At 61.9% G+C, this 26,661-nt stretch carries 28 protein-coding genes; 8 read left to right on the forward strand and 20 right to left on the reverse strand.

Going from position 1 to position 26,661, the window contains the following annotated elements:
* Positions 1 to 9 precede the first annotated feature (9 nt).
* From BR24_RS07930 to BR24_RS07940, 3 genes are all read right to left on the reverse strand, one after another.
* Positions 10 to 540, reverse strand: a complete 531-nt coding sequence (locus BR24_RS07930) for a TRAP transporter small permease (RefSeq protein WP_496540964.1) — start codon at positions 538 to 540, stop codon at positions 10 to 12.
* Between the two features lie 156 nt (positions 541 to 696).
* Positions 697 to 1,710 (reverse strand): TRAP transporter substrate-binding protein DctP, encoded by a 1,014-nt coding sequence (gene dctP / locus BR24_RS07935; protein WP_496540965.1) that lies wholly within the window; start codon positions 1,708 to 1,710, stop codon positions 697 to 699.
* 297 nt (positions 1,711 to 2,007) lie between these two features.
* Positions 2,008 to 3,459: a sigma-54-dependent transcriptional regulator gene (locus tag BR24_RS07940; RefSeq protein WP_496540966.1), complete on the reverse strand. Its 1,452-nt coding sequence runs from the start codon at positions 3,457 to 3,459 to the stop codon at positions 2,008 to 2,010.
* A gap of 211 nt (positions 3,460 to 3,670) precedes the next feature.
* Between BR24_RS07940 and BR24_RS07945 the strand changes: the two genes are divergently transcribed.
* The 4 genes from BR24_RS07945 to BR24_RS07960 all read left to right on the forward strand — a co-directional run bounded on the left by BR24_RS07945 (position 3,671) and on the right by BR24_RS07960 (position 9,733).
* Positions 3,671 to 6,178, forward strand: a complete 2,508-nt coding sequence (locus BR24_RS07945) for an ATP-binding protein (RefSeq protein ID WP_496540967.1) — start codon at positions 3,671 to 3,673, stop codon at positions 6,176 to 6,178.
* A gap of 278 nt (positions 6,179 to 6,456) precedes the next feature.
* The gene (locus tag BR24_RS07950) at positions 6,457 to 8,097 is read left to right on the forward strand and encodes a BCCT family transporter (protein WP_496540968.1); all 1,641 of its coding nucleotides are present in this window, start codon (positions 6,457 to 6,459) and stop codon (positions 8,095 to 8,097) included.
* Positions 8,098 to 8,137: 40 nt separating this feature from the next.
* Entirely contained in the window at positions 8,138 to 9,031 is an 894-nt protein-coding gene (locus BR24_RS07955; RefSeq protein WP_496540969.1) for a glycine betaine ABC transporter substrate-binding protein, read from the forward strand.
* A gap of 27 nt (positions 9,032 to 9,058) precedes the next feature.
* Complete coding sequence (locus tag BR24_RS07960) at positions 9,059 to 9,733, forward strand: S1 family peptidase (RefSeq protein ID WP_496540970.1); 675 nt, start codon at positions 9,059 to 9,061, stop codon at positions 9,731 to 9,733.
* A 36-nt stretch (positions 9,734 to 9,769) separates the two neighbouring features.
* Here the strand turns inward: BR24_RS07960 and BR24_RS07965 are convergent, their stop codons facing one another.
* The 14 genes from BR24_RS07965 to atpD form a co-directional block, all read right to left on the reverse strand.
* Complete coding sequence (locus BR24_RS07965) at positions 9,770 to 10,411, reverse strand: ABC transporter ATP-binding protein (RefSeq protein ID WP_496540971.1); 642 nt, start codon at positions 10,409 to 10,411, stop codon at positions 9,770 to 9,772.
* Positions 10,404 to 11,330 carry an oligopeptide/dipeptide ABC transporter ATP-binding protein gene (locus BR24_RS07970; RefSeq protein WP_496540972.1) on the reverse strand — a complete coding sequence of 309 codons (927 nt, stop codon included), beginning with the start codon at positions 11,328 to 11,330 and terminating at the stop codon, positions 10,404 to 10,406. Before BR24_RS07970 ends, BR24_RS07965 begins: the two co-directional genes overlap by 8 nt.
* A gap of 2 nt (positions 11,331 to 11,332) precedes the next feature.
* Complete coding sequence (locus BR24_RS07975; RefSeq protein ID WP_496540973.1) at positions 11,333 to 12,211, reverse strand: ABC transporter permease; 879 nt, start codon at positions 12,209 to 12,211, stop codon at positions 11,333 to 11,335.
* A complete protein-coding gene (locus tag BR24_RS07980) occupies positions 12,208 to 13,203 on the reverse strand; it encodes an ABC transporter permease (RefSeq protein WP_496540974.1) in 996 nt (331 codons plus the stop codon). The genes BR24_RS07975 and BR24_RS07980 overlap by 4 nt, the downstream gene beginning before the upstream one ends.
* 62 nt (positions 13,204 to 13,265) lie before the next feature.
* Positions 13,266 to 14,867, reverse strand: coding sequence for an ABC transporter substrate-binding protein (locus BR24_RS07985; protein ID WP_496540975.1), 1,602 nt, complete (start codon positions 14,865 to 14,867; stop codon positions 13,266 to 13,268).
* A 183-nt stretch (positions 14,868 to 15,050) separates the two neighbouring features.
* A complete protein-coding gene (locus BR24_RS07990) occupies positions 15,051 to 15,929 on the reverse strand; it encodes a F0F1 ATP synthase subunit gamma (RefSeq protein ID WP_496540976.1) in 879 nt (292 codons plus the stop codon).
* Positions 15,930 to 17,459 (reverse strand): alternate F1F0 ATPase, F1 subunit alpha, encoded by a 1,530-nt coding sequence (locus BR24_RS07995; RefSeq protein ID WP_496540977.1) that lies wholly within the window; start codon positions 17,457 to 17,459, stop codon positions 15,930 to 15,932.
* Positions 17,452 to 18,252 (reverse strand): F0F1 ATP synthase subunit B family protein, encoded by an 801-nt coding sequence (locus BR24_RS08000; RefSeq protein WP_496540978.1) that lies wholly within the window; start codon positions 18,250 to 18,252, stop codon positions 17,452 to 17,454. Before BR24_RS08000 ends, BR24_RS07995 begins: the two co-directional genes overlap by 8 nt.
* Positions 18,253 to 18,255: 3 nt before the next feature.
* A complete protein-coding gene (locus BR24_RS08005; protein WP_018124063.1) occupies positions 18,256 to 18,531 on the reverse strand; it encodes a F0F1 ATP synthase subunit C in 276 nt (91 codons plus the stop codon).
* Entirely contained in the window at positions 18,524 to 19,246 is a 723-nt protein-coding gene (locus BR24_RS08010; protein WP_496540979.1) for a F0F1 ATP synthase subunit A, read from the reverse strand. The genes BR24_RS08005 and BR24_RS08010 overlap by 8 nt, the downstream gene beginning before the upstream one ends.
* The gene (locus BR24_RS08015; protein WP_496540980.1) at positions 19,246 to 19,539 is read right to left on the reverse strand and encodes an N-ATPase subunit AtpR; all 294 of its coding nucleotides are present in this window, start codon (positions 19,537 to 19,539) and stop codon (positions 19,246 to 19,248) included. Before BR24_RS08015 ends, BR24_RS08010 begins: the two co-directional genes overlap by 1 nt.
* Positions 19,536 to 19,844: an AtpZ/AtpI family protein gene (locus BR24_RS08020; RefSeq protein ID WP_496540981.1), complete on the reverse strand. Its 309-nt coding sequence runs from the start codon at positions 19,842 to 19,844 to the stop codon at positions 19,536 to 19,538. The genes BR24_RS08015 and BR24_RS08020 overlap by 4 nt, the downstream gene beginning before the upstream one ends.
* Positions 19,845 to 20,237 carry a F0F1 ATP synthase subunit epsilon gene (locus BR24_RS08025; protein WP_496540982.1) on the reverse strand — a complete coding sequence of 131 codons (393 nt, stop codon included), beginning with the start codon at positions 20,235 to 20,237 and terminating at the stop codon, positions 19,845 to 19,847.
* Positions 20,238 to 20,239: 2 nt separating this feature from the next.
* Complete coding sequence (gene atpD / locus BR24_RS08030; protein ID WP_496540983.1) at positions 20,240 to 21,643, reverse strand: F0F1 ATP synthase subunit beta; 1,404 nt, start codon at positions 21,641 to 21,643, stop codon at positions 20,240 to 20,242.
* 193 nt (positions 21,644 to 21,836) lie between these two features.
* Between atpD and BR24_RS08035 the strand changes: the two genes are divergently transcribed.
* From BR24_RS08035 to BR24_RS08050, 4 genes are all read left to right on the forward strand, one after another.
* Positions 21,837 to 23,378 carry an ATP-binding protein gene (locus BR24_RS08035; RefSeq protein ID WP_496540984.1) on the forward strand — a complete coding sequence of 514 codons (1,542 nt, stop codon included), beginning with the start codon at positions 21,837 to 21,839 and terminating at the stop codon, positions 23,376 to 23,378.
* Positions 23,379 to 23,397: 19 nt separating this feature from the next.
* Positions 23,398 to 24,354, forward strand: coding sequence for an L-lactate dehydrogenase (locus BR24_RS08040; RefSeq protein ID WP_496540985.1), 957 nt, complete (start codon positions 23,398 to 23,400; stop codon positions 24,352 to 24,354).
* A 22-nt stretch (positions 24,355 to 24,376) separates the two neighbouring features.
* Positions 24,377 to 24,895: a phosphate-starvation-inducible PsiE family protein gene (locus BR24_RS08045; RefSeq protein WP_496540986.1), complete on the forward strand. Its 519-nt coding sequence runs from the start codon at positions 24,377 to 24,379 to the stop codon at positions 24,893 to 24,895.
* Positions 24,896 to 25,022: 127 nt separating this feature from the next.
* Positions 25,023 to 25,142, forward strand: coding sequence for a desulfoferrodoxin FeS4 iron-binding domain-containing protein (locus BR24_RS08050; RefSeq protein ID WP_018124054.1), 120 nt, complete (start codon positions 25,023 to 25,025; stop codon positions 25,140 to 25,142).
* Positions 25,143 to 25,261: 119 nt separating this feature from the next.
* On the opposite strand, the gene BR24_RS08055 is transcribed toward BR24_RS08050, so the two are convergent.
* From BR24_RS08055 to BR24_RS08065, 3 genes are all read right to left on the reverse strand, one after another.
* Complete coding sequence (locus tag BR24_RS08055) at positions 25,262 to 25,720, reverse strand: universal stress protein (protein ID WP_496540987.1); 459 nt, start codon at positions 25,718 to 25,720, stop codon at positions 25,262 to 25,264.
* A gap of 2 nt (positions 25,721 to 25,722) precedes the next feature.
* Positions 25,723 to 26,121, reverse strand: coding sequence for a class II SORL domain-containing protein (locus BR24_RS08060; RefSeq protein ID WP_496540988.1), 399 nt, complete (start codon positions 26,119 to 26,121; stop codon positions 25,723 to 25,725).
* A 189-nt stretch (positions 26,122 to 26,310) separates the two neighbouring features.
* On the reverse strand, positions 26,311 to 26,646 hold the full coding sequence (locus BR24_RS08065) for a hypothetical protein (RefSeq protein WP_496540989.1): 336 nt from the start codon (positions 26,644 to 26,646) through the stop codon (positions 26,311 to 26,313).
* Positions 26,647 to 26,661: the final 15 nt, after the last annotated feature.

The following is a 26,661-nucleotide window of genomic DNA, read 5'->3' on the forward strand; positions in this document are numbered from 1 at the left end:
TCTTTCCTCTTACTGGGCGTAACGGCCTGCGCGGACGTCGCGGATGAAGGAGGCCGAATCCTGAACAAGGTAGACCGTGTGGTACAGCGACATGAGCACGAAGCCGAGGCCGATGGCGCTGTGCGGGATGAGCATGGGCAGGCGGAAGACGGGGGACATGGGCATCATCTTGATACCCCAGGCCACGAATTCCACGGCCCAGACGGTCACCAGCAGGCATATACCGGTGGTCAGGAAGTCTTTGACGAGGTGGGCGATTCGACACCACTTCTCGCTGGTAATATAGCAGGTCAGGATGTCTGCCGAGATCTGGCTCTTCTCGCGGCTGCCCTGCGCGGCACCCATGAAGTAGAGCCAGAACGCCAGCATCTGGATGAGTTCCTCGGACCCGTAGAAGTCCGAACCGAAGACGTAGCGGGCGACGACCGCGTAGCAGATCATGCAGACGATGAGGATACTGCAGACCGTCATCGTTGCCTTCTGGAACTTGCCCAGAGCGCCCCAAAGCGGAATACGCGGTGCGTTTTCGATGGGTTGCATGGAAAATACTCCTTGCGTGGATTCGGGAAAATCCGTGTTTCTTGAGAAAAAGGGCGGCGTGGTCGGAGGGAGTGAGTTCCCATCCAGTCGGATGGTCCGGCCACGCCGCCGCTGTCTGGCTGGTTCAGAGCGCCGGCCGCGCTCGCAAACCCTTGGCTAGTAGGAGTTCATGATGCCTTCGAGGAGCTCGGGGGTCAGGTTCTTTTCGAGACGCTTCCAGGCCTTGTCGCGGACGTAGGAGGCGCACTCTTCGAGTTCCTTGGTGGTGAGCATGTGCACTTCGACACCGGCCTCTTCGAGCTTCTTGCGGTACATCTGGTCTTCGCTCTCGGCCATCAGGAAGGACTGCTGGCCTTCGTCCACGAATGCTTCCTCCACGGCCTTGCGGTCGGCTTCGGGGATGGACATGAACTTTTCCTTGTTCATGACGTACTGGGTGGACTCGAAGTTGACGTTGTACTGGTAGTAGTGGTTGATGACGTCGCGGAAGCCGAGGTAGTTCAGGTTCGGGGGACCGCCGAGCCAGCCCTTGACCACTCCGGTCTGCAGGGCGGAGTAGGTGTCGGCGTAGGGTAGGGAAGAGGTGCGGAAGCCGAGTTCCTCTGCGCCGAACTTGAACACGTCCAGGCCGGGCACGCGGATCATCATGCCCTTTTCGGTGCCGGGGGTGGTGACGTTCTTCAGCGGCTCGACGGTGCCGACGCCGATGAAGCCTTCACCGAAGTAGGAGAAGAACTTCACGCCCAGATCGTCATGCATCTTGGCCATTTCCTGCGGCAGGAAGGCGTCGCTGGCGAACACTTCGCGGATCTGGTCGTAGTCGCGGGCGATGTAGGGCAGGAAGCCTGCGCCCAGGCGGGAGTCGAACTGGTCCGGCACGGTGATGTGGCCGGCGTCGATGGAGCCGCGGATGATCTCTTCATAAATCTGGGAAGCGTCGCCCAGCTGGTTGGCCGGGTAGATCTTGACCTGCACGCGACCCTCGGTTTCCTTCTCGATGCGAGCCTTGACGCGCTCGGCGGCCTTGTGAGCCATGTGCTCGATGGGGTGCTGGGTGGCGAGCTTGATGACGGTGGGCTCGTTGGAAGCCTTTTCCCCGCCCTCGTCGTTGCATGCGGTCAGCGCGAACGCTGCGCAGAGACACAGAAGAAGTGCGATAATACGTTTCATGGTGTCCTTCTTATGATTGAAAAATTCTTTCATGACACTCCCCGGTCGCCCGGGGCCTCCTCACTCTTTTCCGGCCTTCAGAGTTTCCGGAATTGCTTTTCTGGAAAACACGAAACATGCCATAAATAAAAAAATCACACTTTTCAGTGCGATATGCGAAAAAGGTTCTGAGAGTTGTTTCGAAAAGAGCACGCATTGGCCCGAGAAGTGTTCAGGATGCGGGACGCGCGTCCCAAAAATTGGGACAGTCCCGAATGATGAACACGCAAAGAACCGACGACCGGAGCCGGCCGCCGGTTATCTGGACATGTCGTGGTCCTTGAGCATGGCGTAGAGGCGGGTGCGCGAGATGCCTGAGAGTCGGCAGGCTTCCTTGATGTTGCCGTCGGCCTCTTGGAGGAGTCGCTCGAGGTATGGGCGTTCGATGCGGGCAAGGCACTCCTTGCGGTAGTCCTTGAACTCGGGAAGGGGGCCGTCCAGCAGGTCGTGCGGGAATTGCGCCCGGTCGGGTGCCGGGGCGGACGGCGCGTCCGGTGGAATGGTCGCCGTCTGGTCAAGCGGCTCGTCGTGCTTGCCCACGGTGCGGCGCATGGCCTTGGCCCGGATGTCCACGGGCAGGTGCTCCGGGTAGAGCACCGGCTCGTCGCCGCCGCGCATGATGGTGCGTTCCATGGTCTGGACCAGCTCGCGGATGTTGCCGGGCCAGTCATAGTTCATGAGCACGTTGAGAAAATCCTCGGACAGCTCCGGGACGTCCTTCTCGTATTTCTCGCAGAGACGTTCGAGGTGGAAGCGGCAGATGGCCGGGATGTCATCCAGCCGTTTGCGCAGCGGGGGCATCTCGATGGCGCAGGCCTTGATGCGGTAATACAGGTCGCTGCGGAACAGTCCCTGCTCACACATCTCTTCCAGCGAGCGGTTGGTGGCGGCCATGAGCCGGAAGTCGCTGTCGAACTCCTTGGTGCTGCCCACGGGCCGGAACCGCTTCTCCTGCAGCACGCGCAGGAAGGTGGCCTGAACCGCCAGCGGCAGTTCGCCCACCTCGTCCAGAAAGAGGGTGCCGCCGTCGGCCTGCCCGACAAGCCCGGTGCGGGTGGTGTTGGCACCGGTGAAGGAGCCTTTGACGTGACCAAAGAGCTCGCCTTCCGCAAGGCTGGCAGGCAGCGAGGCGCAGTCGAGCACCACGAAGTTTCCCTCGGAGCGAGGGCTGTTTTCGTGGATGGTGCGCGCGATGACCTCCTTGCCGGTGCCGGTCTCCCCGGTGATCAGTACGCCCGCGTCGCCGGCAGCCGCCACGGAGATGTTTTCAATCACGGGCTGAAGAGCTTGACTGTCACCGATGAGCCGGTCGCGCTTGACACCGACCATGGCGGGCTTGCGGGCCTTCTCCCGGAAGCGGAGCGCGCGGTCCATGGAGAACATGATCTGCTTGAGGGTGCTGGTCTTTTCTATGTAGTCCCACGCGCCGTTCTGAATGGCCAGCTCCGCGCCGTCGGGGTCGCCGAGGCCGGTTATGATGATCACGTCCGGCCGGGTGGGGAACCCGCGGATTCTGGAGAGCGCGTCGATTCCGCTGCCGTCGGGCAGGCGTACGTCGAGAAAGACCAGATCGAACGGGATGCGGCCGAGGGTGTCCAGCCCTTCGGCGATGGTGGAGGCCGCGTGCGCCTCGTGCCCTGCATCCTCGGCCAGCTGGGTGATGATGGTGCTGATGTCCGGATCGTCGTCCAGCACGAGAATGGTTGCCATGCTTACAGTCCCTCGTTCCGTTTTTTGAAGCCTGCGGGACATATGTCCCATTTTGCGAAATTTGTCGAGCCGCCCCCTTGCGGCTCCATTTTGCTCGAAAATTCTATGCGTTATTACGCGTATTTGAGCCGAGCTTGCGCAAAAGGGTTGCGCGACTTATATTCCTGCGGCGGCCGGGACGTTCCATTGGGCCGCGAAGGGGAAGGACGTGATGGCAAAAAGAATGTCGGCTATGCGGCGCCCGTACGTAAAGTTCGCGGTGGCAGGATTCGTGGTGCTGGCCGTGCTCGGTGCGCTGTTCCTCGGCTCGTCGAGTCGTCAGCGGCTCAAGCTCACGCCGCAGGAGCGCGAGTGGATCGCCGACCACAAGAAGATACGACTCGGGGTCACTCCGTCAACCCGGCCGCTGGAATTCTTCGGTGAAAAGGCCGAGTACAAGGGCATGGTCGCGGACTACATGCACCTTCTGGGAGATCGGCTGGGCATCGAGTTCGAGGTGGTGGAGACCACCAACCTCAAGAACTTGCTGCAAAAGGCCGAGGAGCGGGAGGTGGATCTCATCGCCGCGTTCTGGGCCAACCCCGCGAGCATAGATTACATGCGTTTCACGCGCCCCTATCTGGTGATTCCCACCGTCATTCTGGTCAACAAGAATCAAAAGCGATATCTGCGGCTCAAGGACATGAGCGACATGGACCTCGCCCTGCCCAAAAGCAACGCCGTGATCGACTATGTGCGCAAGTATTATCCGGAAATCCACATACAGCCCGTCTACAACTATCTGGCCGCGCTGTTGCACGTCTCTTTCGACGAGATTGACGCCACTATCATATCTCTTCCACAAGCAAGTTATTTCATTGAGGAAAAAGGCATCACCAACCTAAGGGTTGCCGGACACACCGACTACAAGATTTTCCATCGCATCGCCACGCGCTCAGATTGGCCCATGCTCAACACCATCCTGCAGAAGGGGTTGGATTCCATCAGTCAGGATGAGCATGACCGTATTTACCGCAAGTGGGTCACCCTCGATCAGCATTACATATCCTTCCTGCTCCAGAACAAACGCTTCTGGGTTTATATTGCGGGCGGCGTCCTGCTGGTCGTTCTCTTCGTGGCCTTCATCATCTCCTGGAACCGTACCCTGCAGAAGCGCATCAGCGAGAGTACGCTGGAGCTCAAGAAGGAACTCAACGAGCGCGTGCGGCTGATGACCGCCATCGAGCAGGCGCAGGACGGTATTTTCATCATCAACACCGACGGGATAATGGAGTACATGAACCCGTCGTTCGAGCGAATGAGCGAGTATTCGCTCGATGATCTCAAGGGGCGTCACGTCTCCATCGTGCGCAGCGATGCCCACAGCGAGGATTTCTTCATCGAGATATGGGAAAGCCTTGAGCGGGGCGAGGTGTGGCGAGGACAGACGACCTACCGCAAGAAATCCGGCACGGACTACGTGGTGGACCTCAGCATCTCGCCCATTCATGACGACACCGGCCGCATGACCGGATACGTCGAGGTCGCCCGTGACATCACGGAACAGCTTCAGATGGAGAAGCAGCTGCGCCAGAGTCAGAAGCTCGAGGAACTCGGAACCCTCGCGGGCGGCATCGCGCACGATTTCAACAATATACTGGCGGCCATCCTCGGGTACGCCGAGCTGGCCATGCCGACGCTGGAGGAGGGCACGCGCGGGCACTCCAACATGGGGCGCATCATGCACTCAGCCAAGCGGGCCAAGGAGATGGTCAATCAGATTCTGGTCTTCAGCCGCAGGCGCAAGCCCGACAGCAAGCGCGTGGACATGGTCCCGCTGCTGCGTGAAGTGGACAACTTCCTCCGCATCTCCCTGCCGTCCACCATCGAGGTGCGGCTGGACATGCGTGTGGAGCACGGCTGGATACTCGGCGACTCCAGTCAGGTGCATCAGGTCATCACCAACCTCGGCACCAACGCCGCCTACGCCATGGAAGAGCAGGGCGGGCTGCTGGCCCTGACGCTGCAACAGGAGAAGCTCGATGTGCCGCTCATGCTGCCGGGAGGGAGGCTTGAAGCGGGCGATTACCTCAAGCTCACCGTGGCCGACACCGGCGTGGGGATTCCCGAAGATATCATGAATCGCATCTTCGACCCCTTCTTCACCACCAAGCCGCAGAGCAAGGGGACCGGACTCGGCCTCTCCATGGTGCACGGGATAGTGGGCAGCATGAACGGCGGCATCAACGTGCGCAGCACCCCCGGCGCCGGTACCGTCTTCGAGGTGTACATCCCGGAAGCCCCGGGGGCGGATGGTGGCGAGGTCGAACCCTCACGGCCGCGCTCCCGGCCCCAGCGCGGCAGCGGGCGCGTCCTTTTGGTGGACGACGAGCCGGATATGGTCGACATGTGCGAGCAGATGCTCACGGACCTCGGGTACTCGGTGGTGGGCGTCAACGAGAGCCGCAGGGCGCTCGAGCTGTTCGAGGCCGCGCCCGATGATTTCGACCTGCTCATCACCGACCAGACCATGCCGTACATGACCGGAGACAGGCTCGCGGCGGCGGTGCACGGAATCCGGCCCGACTTCCCGGTGGTGCTCTGCACGGGCTTCTCGTCTTCGCTGGACAACATCCGTCCGGGAGAGGCCGGCATCCGGGCCATCCTGATGAAGCCCTTCGACATGACGCGGCTTTCCAAGACGATCCGGAGGACGCTTGAAGAGAACCGGCGGCAGTAGGTGCGGCTCCCCGTGCTGCCGCTCGGTGTCCCGTTAATAATGTTTGGCCCTTTCCCGCTGAGGCATGATGCGGGAGGGGTGAGGGCGTATCCCTTGACCCGGGCCGACTTCTGACCTAGGTTTAACGATCTGAAAATGTACACTTGTCTGCCCGGCGAGACTGTTGCCGCAAGTGGTGCGGATGACGGCGAGGGAATGACGCGTCGAGCCGTTGGCAGAGGTGGTAAATACTCAATCCGCCCCGTTCGGGGCTTCATCACGATCCAAGGATATTCAACGTGAGTGAACAGGAAAACAGCAACGGTCAAGTGGAAAGCGGACCCCGCACGGAAGGCTGGTTCCATCTGGAAGTGCATCCGTGGGTCTTTTTCGGGTCTGCGGGTGCGATTATTCTGTTCGTGGCCGTCACCATCATCTTCCAGCAGCTACTGGGCAACGTGTTCCAGTCGATGCAGTCGTACATGTCCACCTACGCCGGGTGGTTCTTCATCGCCACGATCAATATCGTTCTTTTGTTCGTGCTATTGTTGCTGGTCAGCCGATTCGGTGACATCAGGCTGGGCGGCCCCGACGCGGAACCCGAGTTTTCCACCGGGGGCTGGTTCGCCATGCTCTTTTCCGCGGGAATGGGCATCGGCCTGTTGTTCTACAGCGTGGCGGAGCCCATGTTCCACTTCGTGGCGAACCCGCTGACGGAGCCGGGCACCACGGATGCGGCGCGCAAGGCAATGGACATCACCTTCCTGCACTGGGGACTGCACCCTTGGGGCGTGTACACCATCGTTGCGCTGGCGCTGGCGTTCTTCTCCTTCAACAAGGGGATGCCGCTCTCCATTCGCACCGCCTTCTATCCGATTTTCGGCGACAGGATTTACGGCTGGATCGGTAACATAATCGACATCATGGCCACCGTGGCGACGCTTTTCGGCGTGGCGACCTCCCTCGGCCTCGGGGTTCAGCAGGTCAACGCAGGGCTGGACCACCTCTGGGGCATCGGCCAGAGCAGCACCATTCAGGTCCTGCTCATCGCGGGGATCACCTGCGTGGCGACGTGGAGCGTCATCAAGGGCCTCGATCAGGGTATCCGCAGGCTCAGCGAGATCAACATCGCCCTTGCGGGCGGGCTGGCGATCTTCGTGCTGGTTCTCGGGCCCACCCTGTTCATCCTCAACGGCACGCTCGAGAACATAGGCTACTACATCCAGTTCCTGCCCCAGCTCTCCACTTGGAACGAAACCTATGAGCACACGCAGTGGCAGCATGGCTGGACCATCTTCTACTGGGCGTGGTGGATCGCATGGTCGCCGTTCGTGGGCATGTTCATCGCCCGCGTCTCCTTCGGCCGCACCATCCGCGAGTTCATCATGGGCGTGCTGTTGGTGCCGACACTGATCACCTTCCTTTGGATCACCATTTTCGGCAACACCGCGCTGTACATCGAGATGTTCGGCGCTGGCGGCATTGCGCAGGCGGTGCAGGAAAACATCCCCGTCTCCCTGTTCGTGATGCTGGAGAACTTCCCGCTGTCGCAGGTCACTTCCATGCTCGGCGTGGTGGTCATCATGACCTTCTTTGTCACGTCCTCGGACTCCGGCTCGATGGTCATCGACATCATCACCTCCGGCGGCGACCCGAACCCGCCCGTGCTTTCCCGCCTGTTCTGGGCCATCCTGGAAGGCCTCGTGGCGGCGGTTCTGCTCATGGGCGGCGGGCTCGTGGCGTTGCAGACGGCGACAATCACCACCGGTCTTCCGTTCGCTGCCATTCTGCTCGGAATGTGCTATTCCCTTTACAAAGGGCTGAGCGACTACGCCGGACCGCAGGAGTTCAACCTCGAAGCCACCAAGAAGCCGTCACGGTTCCGCGTCAAGCACAAGCCCGTGACCGGCAAGACGTTCGGCAGGCGCCGACTCTGGTAGGCGTTTCCCGGCCCCGTCATCTTCAACAGGAGGAACCGTTTTGCGCAAATTCCTATTGCTTCTCTGCCTGACGCTGCTGACAGCTTCTCCGGCCTTTGCGGCAAAGAGTGCCGTGACCATCGCCTACACCGGATGGGCGTCCTCCACCGCCAGCGCCAACCTCATGCGGGCGGTGCTGCAGGAGAAACTGGGCCGCCCCTGCGAGCTTGTCGCCACCGATGCCGAAAACATGTGGCGCATGGTGGCGGAGGGCGAGGCGGACGCCATGCTTTCCGCGTGGCTGCCGGAAACGCAGGATGTCTACTTCGAGCGGTACGGTTCCGAGGTGGAAAACCTCGGCCCGAACCTCGAAGGCACGCGCATCGGGCTCGTGGTCCCCAAGGTCCCCAAGGGGCGCTTCACCACCGGAACCGGCATAAAGAACCGTATCTACGTCCCGACCACCTCCATCCCGGAACTCGGGAAGGATGCCGCCAAGTACGATAACCGCATCATCGGAATCGACCCGGGCGCGGGGGTCATGGACAAGACCAGAAAAGCTCTCGAAGTCTATGACCTCAAGGACAAGATGCGGCTGGTCCCGGGCAGCGACGCGACCATGGTCGCCGAGCTGTCCCGCGCGGTGAGCCATCAGCGCTGGATAGTGGTGACGGGCTGGAAGCCGCACTGGATGTTCGCGCGCTGGAATCTCGAATTCCTTGAAGACCCCGAAGGCGTGTACGGACAGGGCGGGCATATCGCCACCATGGTCCGGGAGGGGCTCCAAGAGGAGGACCCCGACGCCTACGCGCTGCTCAACAACTTCTACTGGACGCCCAAGGAAATGGGCCGCCTCATGCTCTGGATTCAGGAAGACCGGGGGCTTTTCCCTTACGAAAAGGCTCTGCGCTGGATGAATACCCATTCCGAGCGCGTTGAATCCTGGCTGCCATAAAAACCAATATACCGGAGTTGCCTATCGATGCTTCAGGACGTTTATCTTCGCTACCGAAACGGCTGCATGCGGCTTTTCAGCATGGACGACCAGCAGCGGCTCGTCTTTCTCGGCACCGCCTTCGTGGTGCATCCCGACGGCTATATGCTCACGGTCTCCCACGCAATCGGCAAACATGACAACCTGATGGTAGTCCCGGTGCCGTCCGACACCGACTTCCTGCCCATGAGCCCGGAAGAGCTCAACGCAATGCCCGTCCACGTGGTCAGTCAGGACAAGGACCGCGACGTGGCCCTGCTGGCGTTCAGCGAAAGCATGGACATCACCATGCCCGACCATGTCATCGGCGTTCCCGATGCAGTGGACATGGGCAACGGCGTGGCCTGCCTCGGCTTCGCGTTCGGATTCCAGTGCATCTACAATCAGGTGATGCAGCAGGCCGTGGTCTGTGCGAAAATGCGCTCCAACAACGAGACCAAGCTGTTCCTGTTCGACAGCCGCGTGCACGACGGAAGTCGCGGCGGGCCGCTGCTGAACATGGAGGACCAGCGCGTGATCGGCATTGTCAGCGGACGTTTCGATCCGCTGGAAGCCTCGCCCGCAACCGAGGACGAGCGGGGGATGCCTACCAGTTTCTCCTACGCCGTCTCCATCGAGTACGCGATTCCGCTCATGGAAGAGGCCGGGCTGGAAATCCTCTGATCGCCGTAAAGCGTTTCCACGGAACGCGGGGCTGCCTCAGGCGGCCTCGCGTTCTTTTTTGTCTGCCGCGTGCGGCGCTGCATCGTCGAACATGGTCTCTACGCGGTCGGCCACGCGCGAGAGCAGCTTTCTGTCATGGGTCACGGCGAGAATCCCCACGCCGCGCCTTGCTGCCCAGTCCAGAACCACGTTCCAGATGAGGGCCTGTGTGTTGGGGTCCAGCATGGCGGTCATTTCATCCGCTACGAGAAAACGCGTGCGCGGGTTCATGGCCCGGGCCAGTGCCAGCCGCTGAAGTTCGCCGCCGGAAAGCTCGTGGGGATACCGGGAAAACCAGTGGTGGCAAATTCCCAGCGCGTCCACCACCCACGGGTCCGGCTCTCCGGGTTCAGAGAGGATTTTCCACGCCTTCCAGCGAGGGTTCATGGCGAGTTCGGGGTGCTGAAAGACCAGTTGAACGGGATGAAATCCGCCATTCGGTAACTGCTTCCCGCCGATGCCGACCCTCCCTTTCTCAGGGTGCAGATACCCTGAGAGAAGCCTCGCAAGGGTTGTCTTGCCTCGCCCGCTCGGGCCCGGCAGTCCCACGACTTCGCCTGCCCGGATGCCTATGCTCGTATCCGAGAGAATCCACGGGCCGCTTTCATAACGGTACGAAACCCTGTCCGCTCTAAGCATGGTGGCACCTCACGCGGCTTGCGTCCACTGTTCGCATCTCCGGCGCCGCCTCGCGGCATTGCTGACGGACACGGGGACAGCGGTCCGCAAAGGAACAGCCGGGACTTTCGTCGTCCTCTGCCGGCTGGTTCCCCGGAACGTGGCTGAAACTGCGTCCCGGCAGTGCGTCCCAAAGCGCCTGCGTGTATGGATGCCTGATGTGTCCGTTTTCTCGAAACTGGAATACCGGCGCGATCTCCACCACGCTGCCGGCGTAGATGACGGCGACGCGATCCGCGACCGCAAGTGCCGCTTCGAGGTCGTGGCTGATAAGCATTACGGATCTGCCGCCGTCCGCGAGCCGTCTCAGGTAGTCCAGCGATCTTCGAGCCGCGCCCTCGTCCAGTCCCGTGGTGGGCTCGTCGGCGATAAGCAGACGTGCATCGCCGGCCGTGGCGGTGGCAGTGAGAACCCGTCGCGCCATGCCTCCGGAAACCTGAAAAGGAAACATGTCTTGCACGGTATCGCGAAGCTCGTAACGCCGGAACGATTCGTCGCGCTTTGTCGCGGCAGTCCGGCAGCACTGGCCACTGAGCCTCGCGGCGCGATAGACCTGCCGGCCAACGTTGACCAGCGGATTCAGGTGCGCCACGGATTGCGGTATGAGGGCGATCTCTCGGCCACGCAGTTTCTTGATGCGCTTTGGGGTGAGCGGTTTGTCCCGGTAAGTAATGGCACCGGAAATGCGAGCATTGGCAGGGAGCAGTCCCAGCAGGGTATGGGCAAGCAGGCTCTTGCCGGAGCCGCTTGATCCGATGATGGCGAGTATTTCGCCCTCGCGCATATCCAGCGTGAGATTGTTCACCGGTCGGGCCGTGGTGCGTTTTCCGCCGCGCCCGTAGCGGGTGAACTCCACCCGGAGATTGTCGATGTCGAGCATGGTTATACCTGACTGGTTTTGGGTTCGGTAATGAGTCTGAGCCGGTTGCCGAGTACGTCGAAGAGTTTCACTGTTATCACCAGCGACAGCCCCGGCAGCACCGCGAGCCACCAGTATCCGGTGGAAAGGTGGCGCATGGATTCCGCCAGCAGGATGCCGATGGACGGGTTGTGCGGGGACAAGCCGAATCCGAGAAAGGTCAGCGCTGCCGCATGCAGGATGGCGTGGGGGAACAGCAGGATCAGACCGATGATGAATTGCGGCAGCACGTGGGGGATCATGTGATGCCGGGCCACCCACATTGGATTGCGTCCCATGCGGTGCGAGAGCCGGATGAACTCGGCTTGCCTGAGCTGCAGCACCTCGGCGCGGATGATGCGGGCCAGCCTCGGCCAGTGGGAGACCGTCACGGCAACGACCACGCCGGTGGCGCCGCCGCCGCAGGCAAAGGAGACGAGTATCAGCAGCACCAGATGCGGTGTGGCCATGACCAAATCAATCAGGCCGGAGACCGCCGCGTCCACTCTCGGGCCCAAGGTGGCGGCCGCAACGCCGAGTCCGGCCGATACGAAGGAGCTGAAGACAGCCGCCATCAGGCCGATGCCGAGGCTTCGGCATAACCCTTTTACGGTTCGCACCAGCATGTCCCGTCCGAGCCAGTCCGTGCCGAACGGATACGCGAGGCTGGGGGCGAGCTTCCGGTTCATGAAATCCGTGGACAGGCCGGAGTCGTCCATGAGCCATGCCGTCACGGCAAGCGACGTGAAGTACAGGCAGCACAGTCCCACGGTCCATGCTGCTCGACCGCGTCCGTCCATGAGCCGGAGCCGTTCCGCAAGGCTCGCGTGCGGCGGTGGTTGCATGATGGAGAAATCGCTCATCGTGTGCCCTCCCTGCCGATGCGGATTCGTGGGTCGAGAACGCCATAGAGCAGGTCGGCCATGAAGTTGCCGAAGAAGACGAAAATCGCGCTGAACAGGGTGATGCCCAGCAGCAGCGGAATGTCGCCCCGGATGCCCGCTTCCACCGTGGCCCGCCCGAGTCCGGGGTAGGAAAAGACCTGCTCCGCCAGAACCGAACCGCCGAACAGCTCCCCGAGGGAGGCGAATTGGAGGGTCACCGCCGGGAGCGCCACGTTGCGGAGGGCATGGCGGCAGGCCACGCCGAAGCGACTCTCGCCCTGCGCAAAGGCGAATAGCGCGTAATCGCTTTCCATGGCGTCGATCATCTTCTCCCGCGTGTGCAGGGCAATTTGCGCCACGCCTACTACCGAGAGGGTCACGGCGGGAAGAATGAGGTGATGGATTCGCTCCCACAGGGTTGCGTCCGAAGGCGAGACGCCGGGCGGGGTGGCACAGCAGATGGGGGTCAGCCCGAGCGATACCGAGAAGACCGCGAGCAGCACCAGTCCGAGCCAGAACGATGGCGTGGACGCCAGTGTGTAGGCGTATAGGCGGATGCCCCGGTCAAGCAGAGAGCCGCGTCGCATTCCGGCCAGCACGCCCAGCAGGAATCCGAGCACACCGGAAAGGGTCCATGCGGACAGCATCAGCCAGAGCGATGTCTTGAACCGCTTGGCGATGACGTCGATGACCGGTTCGTTGAAAATCATGGAGTTGCCCAGATCGCCGTTCAGGACGTTTCCGGCCCAGAGGAAGAAGCGTTCGGCGGCCGGTTTGTCCAGCCCCCAGCGTTCGATGATCAGGCGTTCCTGTTCGGTGCTGATCTGCATTCGGTCGATGCCGATGTAGGCGGTGACCGGGTCGATGGGCGACAATGAGACGAGGGTGAAGGCGAGTACGCTGACCAGCGTCAGAATGCAGGCCAGCCGTGCGGTCTTGCCGAGAAAGAATCGTGGGGTGGCGCTTGTCATGATGAATCCCTGTGTGACCCGGCGGCATGGGTGGCACGCCGCCGGGCGAGGTGAGGGGGGAACTAGTCGATCCACTTCCATTTCTGGATGTTCGCGGTGATCGGCCAGCCGTGTCCGTGGGGCTCGACCTGCGAGGTGCCCACGTCGAGGTGTTCGCTGATGAAGTAGGTGTGGTCGAGGTTGACGAGCCATGCCCACGGCGCGTCGCCGCGAGCGTTCAGGCCGGTCTCGCCGTCCCACTGCGCTTTCTTCCAGTATTCGAGAGAGCTCTCGTAGTCCTTGGCCGCGAGCGCCTTGTCGAGATACTCGTCCACCTTGCTGTTCTTGTAGAAACCGGGGTTGTTGTAGCCCTCTCCTGCGTTATGACTGCTGAAGAGGTGGTACATTTCGATGGGGTCATGGCTGCCCCAACCGAAGACGATCACCTGAGAGTGCATGAGCTGCTTGATTTCATCGAAGCTGCGCTTGCCCTCTACCTTGGCGCGGATGCCGACCTTGCCGAGCATGTCGGCGCAGGCCAGCGCGAGATACTGCCGAATGCTGCGTTCGGCGGGGTAGATGATGGTGAATTCGGCGTCCCTGCCGTTCTTTTCCACCACACCGTCGCTGTCCGTGTCCTTCCATCCGCCTTTCGCGAGAATCTCGCGCGCCTTTACAGGGTCGCCGTCCTCGATGCGGTTGGCCGGGTTGTCCCACGGCAGGCCGTCGCACACGCCGTAAGCCGGGCGGCCGAAGCCCTCCAGCACACCCCGGACCAATGCTTCGCGGTCGATGGCAACGTTGGCCGCCTTCCTGATGGCGAGGTCCGCCGTCACGTCATTGCCGATGGGCATGCCCTTGTCCGTCGTACGGCCCTCGTCAGGAACCGTGGGGAAGAGCAGCCCGCGGTTGTCAACGCTGCGCACGGGATGCAGCCTCATTCCCGGAATATCCTGTACGGCCAGTGCCTGCGGCACCACGACAACGTCCACCTTGCCCGCCTTGGCGGCGGCGAAGGACGTATCTTCGTCCGTGAAGAGAAAGACCAGTTTTTTGAAATGCGGGGTTTCGCCGTAATAGTGAGGATTCACCTCGGCGATCATCTGCTGTCCTTCGGTCCACTCCACCATGCGGTAGGGACCGGAGCCGACGGGGTTGCGCGCATAGTCCGGTCCATGTGCATCCGCGGGGACGATGCCGAGCGATACAAGGCGGTTTATGAAGGTTGAGTCGCGCTCCTTCAGGCGGATGCGCACTTCATGGGGGCCCACGGCTTCGGCGCGGGCGAGCTTCATGAGGTCGGCCTTGCCGCCGGATGCCGCGGCGGTGTTGAAGGTGTATGCGACGTCGCTGGCGGTCAGCGGTTCCCCGTTGGAAAACCTTACGTCGTCACGGATGGTCACGCTCCAGACCAGACCGTCATCGGAAAGAGAGTAGCTCTCGGCGAGGTCCTTGACGATGTTCAACTCTGCGTCGCGTTTGAGCAGTGTGCTCTGAAACAGGGGGCTTCCGTATCGGCCCCAACCGAGGGTGGGGTCATATCCTTCGTCCGGTTCGCCCTTGATGGCCAGCGTCAGGGTGTCCTTCGCGTGGGCGGAATGCTGTGTACCAAGCAGCAGTCCGAGTGAGAATACGAGCAGGGCAAGGGGAATCCACCCCCGTTTGCGTGATGAAGAAAACAGCATGGCAACTCCTTTTGTGATACTGAATGCATATTCGATTTTGCGAAATAGCACTAAAATTAAAACAGTGTCAACAATCGAAGAAAGAGATTGGAAGGGTGTGAAGTGCCCATGCTGTATGTTGTGCATGAAAAAGGCCGGAATGACCGGCCTGAATTTGATTGGAAGGGATGGAGGGAGCGGGCGTCAGGCTCTGCTGCCGCCGAGGGCTTCGAAGCCGGAGACGATGTCCATGAGTTCTTCGGTTATGCCTGTCTGGCGTCGACGGTTGTAGGCTTCCGTCAGTTCGTCGAGTCGATCCTCGATGTTCTTCTCCGCTCCCTGCATCGCGTTGAGGCGGGCGGAATTTTCGCTCACCATGGATTCGGCGGCGGCCCGATACAGCCTGACGGAGAGATACTGTTCCAGAAGACCCGCAAGAAGACGTTCGGCATCAAGTGTGAACATGGGCAGGCCGCGCCGCTGATCGGCTCCGTCGCCGATGGTCTCGCGCAGGGCGTCCATATCCATCGGCAGCAGCGAGGTCACGACGGCGGTGCCTGAGGCGCCGGAGCCGGGACGGGTATTGACCAGCGTCACCGAGGCCACGCCCTCCTCGGTCCATTGCCTGATGACTTCCAGCAGGTCTGCCACGAGCCGGGCGATATAGTTCACCGAGCCGGGTACTTCGAAGACATGCTCGACGTCCTCGTTTTCTGCCATGAAATTCCCTGCCAGGCGCTCGCCCATGACTGCCCGGCGGACCTCCGCGCCGGCGTCGAGCGCGTCCGAGGCTACACGGTAGACTTCCTCGTTGAGTTGGCCGCACATGCCCTGATCCGAACCGAAGGCGAGAAGTGCCTGCGGGCCGCCATGCGCTTCGCCCCCGGTGCGGGCTAGGTCCGGACGGACGCGAAAGAGCATTGCCAGCCCCTGTTCGACGGTCCGGTTGAACTGACCGACGGCCTCGCCCGCCTTGGCATACTGGCGCATGTTCACCGCAGCCAGCGACTTCATGGTCCGAACCACGGAGTGCAACTCCTCGGTTGAGCCGATGGTCTGCTTGAGGGATTCCAGTGTCTGCATCTAGCCTTCGTCCTCCGAAAGCGCGCCCTTGGCCTCGGTGGCGATGCGTTCAATCGCTTCGTCGTCGATCGAATCGCCATCAAGGATGGACTGCGCCAGATCGTCGAGGGAATCGTCAAGCACGTCGAGAATGCGCTGCTGATCCTCCGGCAATCCCTCCACGGGGCGTTCATCGAATACGCCGTGGCCCAGCGCCACGAGCAGGAAAACCTGCTGGGCGGCGGTGAGAGGGCTGGAGCGGGGCTGCTTGAGCACCTCTCGCACGCGGCGTCCCCGGTCGATCTTCTTGCGCGTGTCTTCGTCCAGGCGGGTGCCGAAGCGCGAGAAGGATTCCAGCTCCTCGAACTGGGAGTATGAAAGACGCAGATCGCCCGCCACTGCGCGGTAGGCCTTGAGCTGCGTCTTGCCACCTACGCGGGAGACGGATCTGCCGACGTCCACTGCGGGCAGGATGCCTTTGCGGAACAGCGTGGGAGAGAGATATATTTGTCCGTCCGTTATGGAAATGAGGTTTGTGGGGATGTATGCGGACAGGTTCTGGGCCTCGGTCTCCACGATGGGCAGGGCGGTCATGGAGCCGCCGCCGTGGTCGTCGTTCAGATGCGTGGAACGCTCCAGCAGTCGGGAGTGTATGTAGAAGATATCGCCGGGAAAGGCCTCGCGTCCGGGGGGGCGGCGCAGGAGCAGGGACAGCTCGCGGTATGCGCGGGCGTGGCGAGTCAGGTCGTCGTAGATGACGAGGGTGTCGCGCCCCTGTTCCATGAAGTGCTCGGCCATGCTGGTGGCGGCGTACGGAGCGAGGAACTGCATGCCAGCGGCGTCTTCTTCCGTGGTGACCACCACCGTGGTGTAGTCCATGGCGCCGAAATCCTGCAGCTCCCGCACAACCTTGGTCACGCTGGAGGCACGTTTCCCCACCGCGCAATAGACGCAGACAACCCCTCTGCCGCGCTGGTTGATGATGGTGTCGAGTGCAATGGAGGTCTTGCCTGTCTGACGGTCTCCGAGGATCAGTTCTCGCTGGCCCCTGCCTACCGGGATGAGGGCGTCGATAACCTTGAGCCCGGTCTGCAAAGGCACCTCGACGGGCGCTCGGTCCATGATGGCCGGAGCCGGGCGCTCCACGGGCAGCCTCCGTTCCGAACGAACGGGACCATGCCCGTCCAGCGGCACGCCGAGCGCATCCACGACGCGGCCCAGCATCCCTTCGCCCACGGGGACGTCGGCCACGCGCCCGGTGCGGCGAGCTTCCGTGCCCGCTTCCACCTGCTCGGCCTCGCCCAGCAGCACGGCGCCGGTGAAATCCTCGTCCACATCCAGAGCCATGGCCGTTGCCGAACTGCCGATGTCCAGCAGCTCGTCGGCCATGACGCCGGTCAGTCCCTTGATCCGGGCCACGCCGGAACCAATGGAGCTCACGCGGCCGAAGCGTTCCACGCCGGGGTGAAAGGCAAAGTCCGACACGGCTTCCTCGACCGATTTCGAAACGAACCCGAGAGCTCTGGAGAGGGCGGAGTCACGTTCAGCCATCGGCCTCTTCCTCCTCGGTGCCGCTCTGTCCGGATTTTCGCATGCGAGAGGCGAGCAGGTCGTCCACCTTTTCCGAGAGCTGCTCGAAGTATCGGTGCAGGTCCCAGCCGAAGCGGCGTCCGCCCGCGCTCAGAATCATGCCGAAAATATCGGGCGATTGCTCGAACACCGTTTCGGCATCCGTCTGCAGTTTGTCGGCCACGGCTCCGGAGACGCGCTCCTGATCCTGCGCGGGAAGTTCGAAGGGCGCGGCTATTTCGATGCGCTGATCTTCTTCGGCACCCTTGGTGAGCGTCTTGCGTTCGTCTTCGCCGATTCCCTCAAGCTCCTTGAGGAAGCGTTCGGTGATCCGGGAGAGCAGTTCCTCGTCAGCGAGGTCGCGAAGTGCCTTGCCGCTGACGTCGAGTACGCCCCGGGAGAGGGCTGCGGCAAGTTCGCGGTCGAGGTCCTCACGCTCGCGCTCCAGCGAGGCCTGCCATGATTCCCGTTCGCGCCGGACTTCTTCGCGGGCCTGCTCCAGCAGCTCTTCCCGGCGCGCGTCGGCTTCCTGCTTTGCTTTATGAAGCTGCTCGTCGCGATTGCGCTCCAGCCGTTGTTTTTCCTGGTCAAGCTGTTGCTGCAACTCCTCGGCGCGTTCCCGTCCCTCTTCGGCCTCGCGCAGGCGGTCATCGATTGACTGCTGCCGCTTGTCCATGACCTTCACCACGCGGTCGAAGAGGAAAATCTTCAACAGCGCCACGAGAATCAGGAAGTTCAGCGCCTGCGCGGCTACGGTGTACCAGTCGATGAGCACGGGTTAGCCCCCCTGATTGATGACGAAGTCCCAGAACGGGTTGGCGAAGAGGATGATCATGGAGACCACGAAGCAGTAGATCGCGGTGGACTCGATCATTGCCAGTCCCACGAAGAGCGTTCTTGTGAGCGTGTTGGCCTCGTCCGGCTGCTGGGCTATGGAGGAGAGCGCCTGCGCCACGGCGCGTCCTTCGCCTATGGCCGGGCCGATGGCGCCGATGCCGATAGTCAGCCCTGCGGCCAGTACCGATGCCAGTCCGATGAGTCCGATGTTATCCATCACTGTCTCCCTGTGTGGTTTGCGTTTTTTGGTGGCGTTGGCGTTCTATGCGGGTGGCCGAGGCGATGTAGACCATGGCCAGCACCGCGAAAATATAGGCCTGAATCATGCCGGTGAGCAGTCCCAGCGCGTTCATGAGCACCGGAAACACCAGCGGGGCGATGGCCAGCAGAATGGCCACGATCTTGACGCCGCTCATGATGTTTCCGAAAAGCCGGACCGCCAGCGCGAGGGTGCGCGAGAACTCGCCCATGATGTTGAACGGCAGCATCATGGGGGTGGGCTGGACATACTGTCGCAGATACCCAAGCGGCCCGCGCTTGATGACGCCGAAGAGGATGACGGCCACGAAAACCGTGATCGCCAGCGCTGCCGTGGTGGAAAGCGAGGCCGTGGGCGGCAGGAAGCCCGGCACGACGGACAGCAGGTTGCACACCGCGATGAAGACGAACAGCGTGCCGATGTACGGCATGTACAGCTCGGGCTTTTCGTCGCTGATGTCCTTGATCTGTCTGCGCAGGAAGTCCACCACGATCTCCAGAAAGTTCTGCCAGCGCGACATGTTCTCCGAGGCGGTCATGCGGTTCGTGACGACGATGCTCACGAGCACGATGAGCGCCATGACGCCCCAGGTGTAGGCGATGGTCGCGTTGAGGTCGAAGGGGCCCAGCGAGAAGTAGACAACCTGATCCGGGCTGATGTCCTTTATGTCCATTATTCGTGCTCCTTGACCGGTTGCGCGGCCTTGGCTCTGTGCACGCCGACCTGCCGGGCCACGAGGAAGCCGAGCAGGCAGGCCGCAAAGACGGTCGCCGAATTGCCGGCTACAAGCGCGAAAGCCCCCAGCGTCAGCCCGGCGCGGACGATGAAGCTCAGGGTCATCATCAGTCCGGGGCGTTTGAAGTCCGGCAGACGTCGCACGGTGAGCCATAGCCCGCCGAAATAGAGTGCGCCGCAGACGAGGCCGGTGACGAGTCCTGCCGCCAGTGTCGCGGGATCAAAGTTCATTGTTCGTCCTCCGGGTTATTGTCGTGGCCCCGGCTCTCGCGGTTGATCCAGAACCACGCGTTCAGGCAGCCGACAACGATGCCGACGCCCAGAAAACTCAGCGTCCACGAACGGGTGCCTTCGAAGACAGTGTCGAGCCAGACGCCCAGCGCCACGCCCAGTACGGTGGGGATGGCCACGGACCAGCCCACCAGTCCGAACATGCCGAGGCCGAACCACACGCCGCGGTCCTCCTTTCTGGCCCGGAGCTTGCGACGCTCCTCCGCCGCGACCTCCTTGCGAAAATTCTTGTCTCTCTGTGTCATTCAGCCTTCCTGTCCGCTTCCCAGATCCACCAGTCTGCGCAGGAATCCGGCTTCGATTTTCGCCACGGCCTGACGGGATCGTTTCTCGGTGTCATCCTCCTCATGGAACCTTTCCTCCACGGCCTCGCGCAGTGTTCCGAGAGGGCGGTCCACGACGGCGTCTAGCGTGGAGACGCGCACCTCCGAGCCGATCTTCGTCAGCACGCCGCGGTCCACGGCGGCCATGGACTCGTCCCCGGAGGATTCATAGGTCAGGATGCCCGGCTTGAGCAGGGTCACGAAGTCGGCGTGGTTCTCCAGCAGCGTGAAGGAGCCGTTCTCCGCGCTTGCCCGGACGCGGGAAACCTCGCGCTCAAGGAGAATCTCATGCGGTATGACTATCACCAGCCGCACGGTTACCTCCCGGCCTCGTCGATGGAGCCGATCATGTACAGCGCGCTCTCAGGCGTTTCACGGAACTCGTCGTCGAGAATCCGGGAGCAACCGTCGAGCGTGTCTTCCAGTTTGACCAGCTTTCCCTCGTAGTTGGTGAACTGCTCGGTGACATAGAAGGGCTGGGTCAGGAAGCGTTCCAGCCTTCGGGCTCTATTGACCGTGAGCTGGTCCTCGCGACCCAATTCTTCCATTCCGAGCATGGCAATGATGTCCTTGAGCTCCTCGTAAGATGCCAGCGTGGCGCGGACTTCGCGGGCCACATCGTAATGCTTGCGTCCGACCACGTCGGGAACGAGCATGGAAGAACCCGAAGCCAGCGGGTCGATGGCCGGATAGAGCCCTTCACTGGCCTTCTTGCGCGAGAGCACGATGGACGAGGAGAGGTGCCCGAACGTGTGGACCGCAGCCGGGTCGGTGAAGTCGTCCGCCGGGACGTACACCGCCTGAACCGAGGTGATGGCGCCGTCCTGCGTGGAGGAAATGCGTTCCTCGAATTCCGCCAGTTCCGTGCCGAGCGTGGGCTGATACCCGAGGCGCGAGGGCAGGCGTCCCATCAGGCCGGAAACTTCCATGCCCGCCTGAATGAAGCGGAACACGTTGTCCACCAGCAGCAGGACGTCCTGTTTCTTCTCGTCGCGAAAATACTCGGCCATGGAGAGGGCCGCGTGCCCGGCCCGGAAGCGGGTTCCCGGTGGCTCGTTCATCTGGGCGAAGAGCATCACGGTGCTGTCGAGCACGCCCGCCTCCTTCATCTCGCGATGCAGCTCCTCGCCTTCGCGGCAGCGCTCCCCGATGCCGCAGAACAGGCTGACGCCTTCGTGCACGCCCACCATGTTGTTGATCAGCTCCATGATGACCACGGTCTTGCCGACGCCCGCGCCGCCGAAGAGTCCGGCCTTGCCGCCTCGCTCCAGTGGAGTCATGAGGTCGATGGCCTTGATGCCCGTCATGAAGACTTCATCCCCGGCACGTTGCGAAGAGAGCGGGGCAGGGTCCCGCAGGACGGGCCATTCGTCGACCTCTCCGAGCGGTTCTCCGTTGTCGATGGGATCGCCGAAGACGTTGAACATGCGCCCGAGCAGTTGGTCGCCCACGGGAACGCGCAGCGAGCCGCCCGTGGAGACCACCGCGTCGCCTTCCGCGAGTCCCTGCGTGAAGGTCAGCGCCACGGCGCGCACGTGGTGGTCGTCGAGATGCGCCATGATCTCAAGCGCCATCTCGTTGTCCCTGCCCGCCCGGATGACGTGCGTCAGTCCGGGCAGACCGTCCTCGAAACGGACGTCAACCACATTGCCTCGCACGGCGGTTACGGTGCCCCGTGCCGTGTCTCTTTCAGTGTCGGACGATGCGAGAGATTCTTTCATTGTTTCCAAAATACACGGTAACCGGTAAAACGGAAGGGAAAACTCTGGTTGCGGTTCGGGTATTCGCGTCTCCCCACAGGAAAGGCGGGTAGTGCGGAGCCCCTGTTTTTCCCTGCCTTCTCCCCTGTGAGGCGACAAGGAGCGGTGGCAAGGTGCATAAAGAAGAATAACGTCAAACGAATCGGAGAAGCACATGCCAGACGACAGGCGTCCCGCAGAGGGAAGCGGCATGCCGGAAGTGGAAGGAGCCAGCTGTCTCCCGCTTCAGGCTCTTGCCGCCATCAGCCACGACATCAAGAGCCCGCTTCGGGCCATTATCGCCCAGCTCGGACGTTTCGAGGAAATGGAAGACGGCGAGACAGCCCGGCGCGTCCAGCTCATGCAGAGCTCTGCCCGTCGCATCGAACGGCTCGTCCAGGACATTCTGGACATGGGCAAGTTTGAGGAGCGCGGCGTGGATGTAGTGGAGGAGAATTTCAACCTGCGCGAGATGCTTGAGGAAACCATCGAATGTCAGAAGCCGCTGGCAGAGGAGTCTGGGCTGGAAATCGGATTCGAGATGGAGGACGGCGTGCCTGAGTCCGTGCGCGGCGATCAGGACCGGTTGGGGCAGGTGCTGGACAACCTTGTGACCAACGGCCTGCGCTACACCGACCGCGGCAGCGTCCGGGTGTCGGTGAAGGTGCGGGAGAAGGACCACGGTGCGCTTGTTCTCGAGTTTCATGTGGACGACACGGGACAGGGCATCGACAAGGATGAACAGCAAGACCTTTTCCGCGATTTTTCCCAGCTCGTGCGGGACAATCCCGAAGGCCGCCATGGCGCTGGGCTTGGTCTGGCCATCTGCCGGCGGGTGGTGGAAGCCATGGGCGGCACCATCTGGGTGGAGAGCGACCCGGGCGAGGGGACCAGTTTTCGCTTCACCGTCAGGCTCGCCCCGGCAAGCGAGGCGAGCGGAAGCCGAGAGTCCGAAGCGTTGCCGAGCCTCACCATCCTGCTGGCGGATGATGATCCTCTGACCGTCAGCGTGACGCAGGAGTTGCTGGAGAGCGCCGGTCATCAGGTGGAGACTGCCAGTGACGGCGCGGCCGCGCTGGAGCGCCTGAAAAACGAGACGTTCGATGTTGCCCTGCTTGATGTGCGCATGCCGGAGATGGACGGCGCCGAGGTCTGTCGCCGTGTCAGGAGCGGCGAGGGGCAGGACGCCACCATGCCGCTTTTAGCTTTCAGCGCCGACGATACGCCCTGGGACGAGGAGGAGGTCACGCACAGCGGCATGGACGGTCTGCTTCCCAAGCCGCTGGACATGCGCCGCTTCGAAGACGAGGTGCGGGCGCGGCTGTATCCCGATACCGCCCGTGCGCAGTCGTCCGAGGCGCAGCGGGATGTGGAGGGTGTCATCGACGCCGACGCGCTCCGTCGTCAGTTCGGCGAGAAGCCGAAGGTATTTCGTGAGTTGAAGGATTCGTTCCTTTCCGGGGCACGCGAGAAGATGCAGGCGATGCAGCGCGCGCTCGACCGTCAGGAGTGGGAGAGTCTCGCCGAGACCGCTCACAGTCTCAAGGGGAGTGCCGCTGTCATGGGAGCCGTGAAGGTTCGCGACGAAGCCAAGGAGCTTCAGCAGGTTGCGGAGCAGGAGCACAACGACGAGGCCGGGGTGCTCCTCGAGCGGCTGGAGAGCGATCTCGACGCCACCGAGGACGCGCTTTCCGAGGTGGCCCCGGAAGAAGATTAAAAACCGTTCAGGAGGAAGAATGCTCAGTCATCCGGCAGACACCAGAAAAATCGCCATCGTCGGCACGGGCATGGTCGGCACCGCGTTTGCGTATGCCGCCGTGCTCAAAGGGGCCGCCCGCGAGATCGTGCTGGTGGACCGAACCTTCGAAAAGGCCGAAGGCGAGGCCATGGACCTCAACCACGCCATGCCGTTCTGCTCTCCGGTGAACATTGAGCCGGGCGGTTACGAGTCCTGTGCGGACGCCGACCTCGTCGTAGTGACGGCGGGCGCCGCCCAGAAGGAAGGCGAGACGCGGCTGGACCTTGCCGGAAGAAACGCCGAGATCATGAAGGAGATCGTCGCCGGGGTCATGGAGCACGCGGTGAATCCGATCTTTCTCATCGTCACCAATCCCGTGGATGTCCTCACGCACGTTGCGCTCAAGGAGTCCGGCCTGCCGCCGTCGCGGGTCATCGGCTCCGGCACGGTGCTGGACAGCGCCCGCTTCAGGTTTCTGCTTTCGGACCACTGCGGCGTGGACCCGCGAAACGTTCACGCCCACATCGTCGGAGAGCACGGCGACAGCGAGGTTCCGTTGTGGAGCAGGGTGAACATCGGCGGCGTGCTGCTGGATGAATTCTGTCCCGTCTGCGGCCGTTCCTGCTCCACGTCCTTTCGGGAGAAGGTGGTGCAGCAGGTTCGCGGCGCAGCGTACGAAATCATCAGCCGCAAGGACGCCACCTACTTCGGCATCGGCATGTCCATGGTGCGCATCGCCAAGGCGGTGCTCGAGGACGAGCACAGCGTGCTGACCGTTTCCGGGCTGCTGGAGGGGGAATACGGCATGGAAGATGTGACCATGTCCCTGCCCAGGGTCGTCAACCGGGCCGGCATCGGCTCCACCATCCACGCCGATCTTTCCGATGATGAGCGCGAGGCGCTCGTGAAGTCCGGCGCCGTCATACGCGAAACGCTGCAATCCATCGGATACTAGAGACTCTTTACGGAAGGAGACAATGAGCGAAAAACGGATCAAGGACTGCGAAGGAAGCGGATCGTCCGGGCGGATGCTTTTCGTCCGTGGGTACAATCTGGTGAGCGACCTGCTCCACTGCGTGCTCGGGTTGTTGCTCCTCGCGGCGTGTGCCGCACAGATCGTGAACGCGGCTCCGCAGGTGGTCGAACTTTTTTCGGCCGAGACGGGGATGCAGGCCACTGCACGGCTTGTGGACAAGGTGCTCTTCGTCATGATGATTCTCGAGGTGGGGCACACCGTGCTCATCTCCTACAAGGAGCATGTCATCCGGCCCGAACCGTTTCTGGTGGTCGGGATCATCGCCTCCATCCGGCGCATTCTCGCGCTGACCATTCTCGTGGTGGAGTTTCACATGGACGAGAAGATTTTCCGCATGGCCATGATTGAAACGGGGGTGCTGTCGCTTCTGATCATCATTCTGGTCACGGCCATCATTCTCTTGCGCAAGCGCTCCGGTGCCGGGGTGCGCCTCAACCGTTACGAGGACGACGAGTGTTGATGGGCAGAGCCGTCTCCCCGTTTCGTGCCGGGTGATTCCCCTTGCCCTCGTGTCCCGAACCTGCCAAGGTGTGACAATCAGAAAATCCCGGGCCCGAATGCCCGGGCAACCCTTCAAGGAGGTCGAAATGGCACAGGAAGGCGAACTGTATTACTGTGAATCCTGCGGAATGAAAGTGGAAGTCAAGGAAGCCGGCGGCGGCGAACTCGTCTGTTGCGGCGAGCCCATGCAGGTGGTGCAGAGCTAGTTGGATCGTTGAAAGCGAGAACCGTCCTCTCAAGGTGATCGCGGCCCGGTTTTTCCGGGCCTAAGAAAGCCCCGTCCGGAGTCCGGACGGGGCTTTTGCTGTCATGTTCGACCGTATCGCTACTTGGTGTGCGGGTTCACCGTGAGCACGTGAACCGGGGCAGAGCGGACGATCTTTTCCGTGACGCCTCCGCAGAGCCCGGAACGGTCTCCGCCGCCACCGCGGCCGCTGGTGGACATGACGACCATGTCAACGCTCATATTCTCGACGGTGTCGAGAATCTTCTGGGCGGGGTCGCCGGTGGTGATCACCTTGTCCATGATCGGGCAGCCGTCGAGCTTCTCGCCGCATACCCGGTCAAGGCGCTTGGCGGCCTCCTGAAGTTCCCATGCTTCGAACTTCATATGGGTTTCGTCGCTGCCATCGCCGTAGGCGGGGAAGTAATTGTCCAGATTGAATCCGACGTACAGCAACAGCACTTCGGCACCGAGCTTGCCGCTGAGGTATTTGACTGATTCCGCTGCGTGCAGCGAGTTCTCCGAGAGATCCGTGGGCCAAAGAATGGTCTTTACGTCCATGGCTACCCCTTTATTCCGATTTCACGGCTGTTTTCCCACAGGCCGTGGATGTTGCAGTATCCGAGGGCGATGAGATGTCCGGGTTCGGATATCTTCAAGGTGCAGGTGGCCCCGTGATGCGTGTAGAGCGGGCCTTCATTGGCGCCCTTGGCGGATTCCCCGTGGGCGTTGAATTCGAAGGCGCCCGCCTCGTAGACCACTTCCTGTCCCTGCGGCTTGAAGTACAGCCTGATCCAGCGGATGTGGTGTTCGGTCGTGTTGGGGTGGGCGACTTCCTTGCCGATGCTGACCTTGACGTCGAACGGTTCGGATGCGGAGACAGTTTCCGGTGCCTCGATGACGGGCACGTGCTTCTCGTTCTTCCAGTCGTCGCGTTTGATGAGATCACTCAGGTGGGCCATTAGGGTTCTCCTTTTTATTTGTTTTCTTCCGGCAGTGCGCCTAAAGCGGCAGGGGAAAGGCGAAAAGGGCGATTCCCTCATCATCATGCCTCATCCCATTGCCGGGCGGTTTTATCGATTATAATCAGAATACCTTTTCCTGACCGGCTGCACAGGGGCCGAACAGGGGATTTAGCGGGGGGAGGGCCCTCACCGTTGCGGCGCGGAAATGGCTTTGCTGAATTCAAGCATTCCCATGTCTCGCAGGTGGGCGAGGACAAAGATGCGTCCCTCGCCGTGCAGGGTCGCGTGAAGACGCAGCGGGGAAAACGTGGACGGGCTTGTGCGGGAGCGGGGCGGACAGGAGGCTATCTCCTGCAGAGGTCCTTCCCTGGGCTGAAAAAAGACCTGTATGTGACAGGGCATGGCCGCCGGGATATCTCCGGCGGTGTCGAAACCTATTTCGAGCTCGGTCAGGGCCTCAGTGCGTGAGGGCACCCTGATGAACGGCCTGAGCCCCGAGAAATCGTTGTCGATGGCGGACATGCTCCCTCCTTGAAA

Source organism: Pseudodesulfovibrio halophilus DSM 5663 (assembly GCF_059568665.1).